Source organism: Bradyrhizobium altum, from assembly GCF_020889705.1.
In the GTDB taxonomy this organism is placed as follows: domain Bacteria; phylum Pseudomonadota; class Alphaproteobacteria; order Rhizobiales; family Xanthobacteraceae; genus Bradyrhizobium; species Bradyrhizobium altum.
Map to the genome: position 1 here is coordinate 1 of NZ_JACMYP010000366.1, position 7,013 is coordinate 7,013.

Consider the following 7,013-nt stretch of genomic DNA (forward strand, 5'->3'; position numbering starts at 1 on the left):
ACTCCGCGGCTGCAGTCTGAGGCACGCTGGAGATCAAGCTGTATGCACCAACTGTTCCCTGTGGTTATGGATCCCGGCTTTCGCCGGGATGACGCAAGATGGGAACATCCGTCACCCAACCCAATCTTAACGTTTCGTTGATAGATCGGGGGCCATTGCCGGCTTGCGGCGCTTTAGGAATTTTCCGCCTTGGCTGTGATGGAGACACAATCCGCAACCTCCGCGCCATTGGGGCCGGCCGCACGCCTGCGCGGCCTCGCCGCGCGCCTGCTCGGCGGCACCAAGGAGGCCTCCGTCACCAAGCGCCTCGCCGGCATGATCTTCGTCATCCGTGTCATCAGCGCCGCCATCGCCTATCTCGCGCAGATCCTGCTGGCACGCTGGATGAGCGGCTCGGACTACGGCATCTATGTCTATGTCTGGACCTGGGTGCTGCTGCTCGGCAGCACGATGGATTTCGGCATCGCGCCGTCCTCGCAGAAGATCATCCCGGAATATCGCGCACGCGGCGACCTCGCCGCGCTGCGCGGCTTCCTCTCCGGCGGCCGCTGGGTGGTGCTTGCCGCGTCCAGCACGGTGGCACTGCTGCTCGCCGGCGTGATCCACCTCGCCTCGCCCTGGATCGATCCGAATGCGGTGGTGCCGCTCTATATCGGCTGCCTGACCTTGCCGCCCTTCGTGGTCGCCAACACCCAGGACGGCATCTCGCGCGCGCATGACTGGATGCAGCTCGGCCTGATGCCGCAGTTCATCGTGCGGCAGGGATTGATCATCGCGTTGACCGCCGGCGCGCTGGCGCTCGGCCTCAATCTCGGCGCGACGGCCGCGATGATCGCGAGCGCCGCGGCGGTGTACATCGCGGCGATCGGCCAGATGATCGTGCTGAACCGCCGCCTCGCGGCCCATCTCGGGCCGGGCGAGAAGACCTACGACGTCAGGGGCTGGTTCGCGATCTCGCTGCCGATCATGCTGGTCGAGAGCTTCTATCTGCTGCTCGGCTACACCGACGTGCTGATGCTGCAGCAATTCCGCTCCTCCGAGGAGGTCGGCATCTATTTCGCCGTGGTGAAGACGCTGGCGCTGGTGTCGTTCGTGCACTACGCGATGTCGGCGACGACGGCGCACCGCTTCGCCGAATACAACGCGCTCGGCGACAAGGACCGGCTGTCGGCCTATGTCGCGCACGCCATCAGCTGGACGTTCTGGCCCTCGTTGCTCGCAACCATCGCCCTGCTCGCGTTCGGCAAGCCGCTGCTGTGGCTGTTCGGCCCGAAATTCGTCGACGGCTACAGCATCATGTTCGTCGCCGCGATCGGGCTCGTGGTGCGCTCGGCGATCGGGCCGGTGGAGCGGCTGTTGAACATGCTGGGACACCAGAGCATCTGCGCCACGGCCTATGCGGTGTCGTTCTTCATGAATGTCGGGCTCTGCATGACGCTGGTGCCGCGCTATGGCGGCATGGGCGCGGCGGCCTCGACCTCGCTGTCGCTGATCTTCGAGACCGTCCTGCTGTTCTACGTGGTGCGCTCGCGGCTCGGCCTGCACGTGCTGGCGTTCGGAAAGCGGCAGTCGGCGCCGTAGAATTCCACCGGACGCGGTATATAATTGCCGGCATGACTGCCACCGAACTGAAAGACCTGTTTGATCGCATACAATCCTGGCCGAAGGCGGCGCAGGACGAATTGCTGTCGCTGGCAAACGCCATCGAAGATGGACTACTGGCTCATCGGCACGTCGCGTCTGAGGAAGAGTTGCAGATCACCGAGGCCGCAATCGCGTCCATCGAAGTCGCCCCCGACGCCGGCTCTGGCGCGGATGAGGATGACATCCTGGAGAACATAAAGCGGTTGGTGGCCGAGAAGCCAACATCGTCGAAGGAGAGCGAGTCGAATGCCCAACGGCGAGCACGGCGATCATCCATACACCGATATCGTTGTCCATAAAGCCGACATCTATTCTCCGGTTGCCGCGGCTTTCGTCCGTGAGATTGCGACACTGGCCGACGACAAGACCCGGCGGGCGCTGGCCGACCTGCTCTATGAGAAGTTCAATCCGTATGATCGCCCCGACGTCCATGCGTTGGAGCGCCACCTCGCCACTCTCCGTGATAATCTTCGAAAAGATGCCTCGGCCCGAGGGTTTGAAGTGGACAATAAGTGAGACCGCGTTTGTCGGATGCATAAAAGCAAAAGCCGACCCTGATCCAATCAGGGCCGGCTTGTTCTTGGGCTGACAAATCCCGCCGGAAAACTACTCCGCGGTCCAGCCGCCGTCGATCGAGAGATTGGCACCGGTGATCTGCGCGGCATCGTCGCCGCACAGGAACAGCGCGAGTGCGGCGACCTGCTCCGAGGTGACGAACTCCTTGGTCGGCTGGGCGGCGAGCAGCACGTCCTTGATGACCTGCTCCTTGGTCATGTTGCGCGCCTTCATGGTCTCCGGAATCTGGTGCTCGACCAGCGGGGTCCAGACATAGCCCGGGCTGATGCAGTTGCAGGTGATCTTGAACTGCGCGAGCTCGAGCGCGGCGGTCTTGGTGAGGCCGGCAATGCCGTGCTTGGCCGAGACATAGGCCGACTTGAACGGCGATGCGACCAGCGAGTGCGCGGAAGCCGTGTTGATGATGCGGCCCCAGCCGCGCTTCTTCATGCCGGGCACCGCGGCGCGAATCCCATAGAACGCCGACGACAGATTGATCGCGATGATCGCTTCCCACTTCTCCGGCGGGAATTCCTCGATCGGCGAGACGAACTGGATGCCGGCATTGTTGACGAGGATGTCGACCGAGCCGAAGGTCTTCTCACCGAGCGCGATCATGTCGGCGATCTCGGCCGGCTTGGTCATGTCGGCCGGCGAATAAGCCGCCTTGACCTTGAAGTCGGTCTCGATGCCGGAACGCTCCTTCTCGATGTCGGCCGGCACACCCATGCCGTTGAGCACGATATTGGCGCCGGCGCCGGCGAAGGCGCGCGCATAAGCCAATCCGATGCCGCTGGTCGAACCGGTCACCACGGCGGTCTTGCCTGTCAACGTACCCATTGTTCTTCGCTCCTATTTGCTTGCAGGGGACTTCGTTTCAGGGGGCGTGGGTTCGTCCCCCGTGAGGTCGTAAGTCACCATGGTTTCGCCGGACTGTGGCCGTTCTAGCCATTCTTTGTGACGCATCGACAAATGTACGTCGCGGACGCCCGCGCCCCAGTGCTCGACCATCGCAACATGGGAGAAGTCGTAGTCCTTCGACGAGCTCTCGTAATTCTTGCTCTTGTAGATCAGGTGAACCACCGTAACGGTGTTCTCCCTGGACGCCTTGCGCAACAGTTCGACCGACGGATCGTTCTTCAGGTAGTCGGGCAGCTTGCCGATCAGGTCGCGCACCGCCATGCGGGCGTTGTGGATCTGCCTGTTCTTGTCGGTGTTCATCCGCGTCCGGCTGGAATAGCGGATGTCCTTTTCGCGCTCGGCGGCCTCCAGCAGCGTCTCCGGCAACGGCCCGCGCGCGCTGAACAGGTCGACCTGGAAGATCAGGAGATCGCGGCTGGTCTCCTCATCGAGCACGAAGTCGAGCGGCGTATTGGAGGCGATGCCGCCGTCCCAGTAATGCTCGCCCTCGATCACGACGGCGGGAAAGCCAGGCGGCAGCGCGCCCGAGGCCATGATGTGCTCGGGGCCGATCCTCTTGCCGAGCTTCTTGAACTCGTAATTGTCGAAATAGCGGAAATTGCCCGAGGTGACGCCGACCGCGCCGACCGACAGCCGCGTCTTCAGATCGTTGATGCGATCGAAGTCGACCAGCCGCTCCAACGTCTTCTTCAGCGGCGCGGTGTCGTAATAGCTCAGCGATTGCGAGCTGCCGGGCGGCCACAGCGGCGCCGGCGGAATCCGCGGCGTGAAGAAGCCGGGCACGCCGAAGGTCGCGATGATGGCGGCGCTGGTCTCGTTGAACAGCGAACGGGCGCGCTCATGCTTGGAGACCGGATTCCACGGCACCGGCGCCGACACCATCTCCCAGAATTCCTTGAGCCGTGGCACACGCTTGTCCGGCTCGTTGCCGGCGATGATCGCGGCATTGATGGCGCCGATCGAGATGCCGGCGATCCATTCAGGCTCGAAGCCTGCATGACAGAGCGCCTGAAAGGCGCCGGCCTGATAGGAGCCGAGCGCACCGCCGCCCTGAAGAACCAGCACACGCTGCCCTTGCGCCGGCGTCGAGCCGGGCGCGGAATCCGAAGTATCCATTCGTAACCGTTCGGTTCGAAATGACTTGAGGGCGCACCGTGGCGGCTGTTCGCAGCCGCGTCAATCAACCAGATACGGAGGGGAGTTCACGCGGAATTTATCGAGATCAGGTTGCCGCCAAAATGAGCGTCCAGAACACCTTGTATTTGGTATTCGGAGCATAGACGGCCGCGATGCCCATTTTTGTGACACCGCTTTTGAGCATGTTGGCCTTGTGCGGCGGTGAATCGCGCCAGCCCGAAAAGGCCTCCGCGAGCGTGTGATAGCCGGCCGAGATGTTCTCGACCGCCACGGTCGCCGGATAGCCGCCGGCCTCCAGCCGCTTGCCGAGCGGGGCCTTCACGTCATGGTCCATCTTGTTGCGGGCGGCCATCGCCTGCGACTGCTGCTCGGCGAGCCTGGTCAGGTCGGGATCGACCACGACGGTGCCGAGACCATTGTTCTGGCGGTACTGCGAAAACATGATCGCGGCGGCCTGGCTGTCCAGCACGGCACCGGGCTGCGCCATGTTGAGATACATGGCCGGTTCTTCCGGGATTTTGGTGTCTGTGCCGCAGCCGGCAAGCACCAGAAGCCCGAACAGGGCGACCGTCGTCCGTTTCACTGGTGAAAACCCCCAAGGTTGGCCCGCCGTTGTTGCATACCAACCGTGGCTGAATGGTGAACAGGGGCTAACTTTTGGCCATCAATAGCCACCGATGTCCTGGGACGCGCGTAGCCCCGTAGCCCGGATGAAGCGAAGCGCAATCCGGGACAGCCCATCCGCGGAACGAAGCCCCGGATTTCGCGGAGCCTGTCATCGGGCGCGTGTTCGCGCGACCCGTTGGCTTCATCCGGGCTACGGACACCCAACGCGGAGGCTACGGCCCTACTCCTGGGCCGCAAAGATCCGGTAGCGGCGGGGCTGCAGCGAGACGATTTCGCCGGCCTGCAGCTCGCGGTCGCGGGGGGCGTCGATCTCGATCACGGTCTTGCCCTCGCTCCCCGACAGGGCCACCTCGGCGCGCTGGATCGGACCGAACGAGCGGACATGCCGGATGGCGCCTTCCAAGGCGCCGGTTCCCGCCGGACCGACCGCCATGTCGTGGCGGCGGACGAACAGCTTGGCCGCGCCGGACGCCGCGCCCAGCGCCGGAATGTTCAGGGGACGGCCATCGAGCCGTACCGCGTCGCCGGCCACATCGACCGGCAGCACGATGGACTCGCCGATGAAGCCGTGCACGAAGGCGGTCGCCGGATTGTCATAGACCTCTCCGGGCGAGCCGATCTGCTCGATCTTGCCCTTGTCCATGACCACGACGCGGTTGGCGACTTCAAGCGCCTCCTCCTGGTCGTGGGTGACGAAGATCGAGGTGACGTGGATCTCGTTGTGCAGCGAGCGCAGCCATTGCCTGAGCTCCTTGCGCACCTTGGCATCGAGCGCGCCGAACGGCTCGTCGAGCAGCAGGATCCGCGGCTCGATCGCAAGCGCGCGCGCCAGCGCAATGCGCTGACGCTGACCGCCGGACAACTGGCTCGGATAGCGGTTGGCGAGCCAGTCGAGCTGCACCAGATCGAGCAGGTTCTTGACACGGGCGCGGATCGTCGCCTCGTCCTTGCGGATCGCGCGCGGTTGCACGCGCAGGCCGAACGCGACGTTCTCGAACACCGTCATGTGGCGGAACAGCGCGTAGTGCTGGAACACGAAGCCGACCTGACGCTCGCTGGCGCCGCGCGAGAGCGCATTCTCGCCGTCGATCGCGACCTCGCCCGAGTCAGGCCAGTCGAGGCCCGCGATGATCCGCAGCAGCGTGGTCTTGCCGGAGCCGGACGGGCCGAGCAACGCCAGCAGCTCGCCATCGGCGACCTTGAGATCGACATCGTCGAGCGCGGCAAAGCTGCCGAACTTCTTTACGATATTCTTGACTTCAATCGCCATCGGGCACCTCAGCCTCGTCGAGCCGCCGCTCGAGAACGGTTTTCGCCACCAGCGTGATCAGCGCCAGCATCGCCAGCAGCGACGCGATCGCGAACGACGCGACGAACTGATATTCGTTGTAGAGAATTTCGACCAGGAGCGGCATCGTGTTGGTCTCGCCGCGGATGTGGCCGGAGACGACGGACACCGCGCCGAACTCGCCCATCGCGCGCGCGTTGCAGAGCAGGACGCCGTAGAGCAGTCCCCATTTGATGTTGGGCAGCGTGACGCGGAAAAAGGTCTGCAGGCCGGAGGCGCCGAGCGAGATCGCCGCCTCCTCTTCCTGGGTGCCTTGCTCCTGCATCAGCGGGATCAGCGCGCGCGCCACGAAGGGAAAGGTGACGAAGATCGTCGCCAGCGCGATGCCGGGCACCGCGAACAGGATGTGGACGTTGTGCGCCTGCAGCCACGGCCCGAAATAGCCCTGCGCACCGAACAGCAGCACGAAGACCAGGCCCGAGATCACGGGCGAGACCGAGAACGGCAGGTCGATCAGCGTGATCAGGAAGGTCTTGCCGGTGAATTCGAACTTCGAGATCGCCCAGGCCGCGATCACGCCGAACACGAGGTTGACCGTGACCGAGATCGCCGCGATCAGCAGCGTCAGCTTGATCGCAGCGAGCGCCTCGGGCTCGGCCAGCGCCGCGAAATAGGCGACGATGCCTTTCGAGAATGCCGACGCGAACACGACGACCAGCGGCAGCACGACGAAGATGCTGAGGAAGGCGATCGCCAGCGCGATGATGATCAAGCGGATCGGACCCGGCTCGGTGCGCGGGTTGCGCCGCGCCGCGACCGGCTCGGCGCGCGCGATCTCGAG

The 7,013-nt window shown here is 64.2% G+C and carries 8 protein-coding genes; 3 read left to right on the forward strand and 5 right to left on the reverse strand.

All coding sequences use genetic code 11. From position 1 onward, the window contains the following. The first annotated feature begins 198 nt into the window (after positions 1–198). Genes H8B02_RS43610 through H8B02_RS43620 form a run of 3 tightly spaced genes read left to right on the forward strand, consistent with a single transcriptional unit; the run spans position 199 to position 2,160 of the window. A complete protein-coding gene (locus H8B02_RS43610; RefSeq protein WP_376711782.1) occupies positions 199–1,581 on the forward strand; it encodes an oligosaccharide flippase family protein in 1,383 nt (460 codons plus the stop codon). A gap of 32 nt (positions 1,582–1,613) precedes the next feature. After that, on the forward strand, positions 1,614–1,943 hold the full coding sequence (locus H8B02_RS43615) for a hypothetical protein (RefSeq protein ID WP_229171958.1): 330 nt from the start codon (positions 1,614–1,616) through the stop codon (positions 1,941–1,943). Further along, on the forward strand, positions 1,891–2,160 hold the full coding sequence (locus H8B02_RS43620) for a hypothetical protein (protein WP_229171959.1): 270 nt from the start codon (positions 1,891–1,893) through the stop codon (positions 2,158–2,160). Before H8B02_RS43615 ends, H8B02_RS43620 begins: the two co-directional genes overlap by 53 nt. A 90-nt stretch (positions 2,161–2,250) precedes the next feature. On the opposite strand, the gene H8B02_RS43625 is transcribed toward H8B02_RS43620, so the two are convergent. The 5 genes from H8B02_RS43625 to cysW all read right to left on the reverse strand — a co-directional run bounded on the left by H8B02_RS43625 (position 2,251) and on the right by cysW (position 7,007). Then, positions 2,251–3,039 carry a 3-hydroxybutyrate dehydrogenase gene (locus H8B02_RS43625; protein ID WP_092118875.1) on the reverse strand — a complete coding sequence of 263 codons (789 nt, stop codon included), beginning with the start codon at positions 3,037–3,039 and terminating at the stop codon, positions 2,251–2,253. 12 nt (positions 3,040–3,051) lie between these two features. After that, positions 3,052–4,236, reverse strand: coding sequence for a DUF3734 domain-containing protein (locus tag H8B02_RS43630; RefSeq protein ID WP_229171960.1), 1,185 nt, complete (start codon positions 4,234–4,236; stop codon positions 3,052–3,054). Between the two features lie 106 nt (positions 4,237–4,342). Further along, positions 4,343–4,840: a CAP domain-containing protein gene (locus H8B02_RS43635; RefSeq protein WP_076860877.1), complete on the reverse strand. Its 498-nt coding sequence runs from the start codon at positions 4,838–4,840 to the stop codon at positions 4,343–4,345. 264 nt (positions 4,841–5,104) lie between these two features. Then, a complete protein-coding gene (locus H8B02_RS43640) occupies positions 5,105–6,154 on the reverse strand; it encodes a sulfate/molybdate ABC transporter ATP-binding protein (RefSeq protein ID WP_229171961.1) in 1,050 nt (349 codons plus the stop codon). After that, on the reverse strand, positions 6,144–7,007 hold the full coding sequence (gene cysW / locus H8B02_RS43645; protein ID WP_229171962.1) for a sulfate ABC transporter permease subunit CysW: 864 nt from the start codon (positions 7,005–7,007) through the stop codon (positions 6,144–6,146). Before cysW ends, H8B02_RS43640 begins: the two co-directional genes overlap by 11 nt. Between the last annotated feature and the right edge of the window lie 6 nt (positions 7,008–7,013).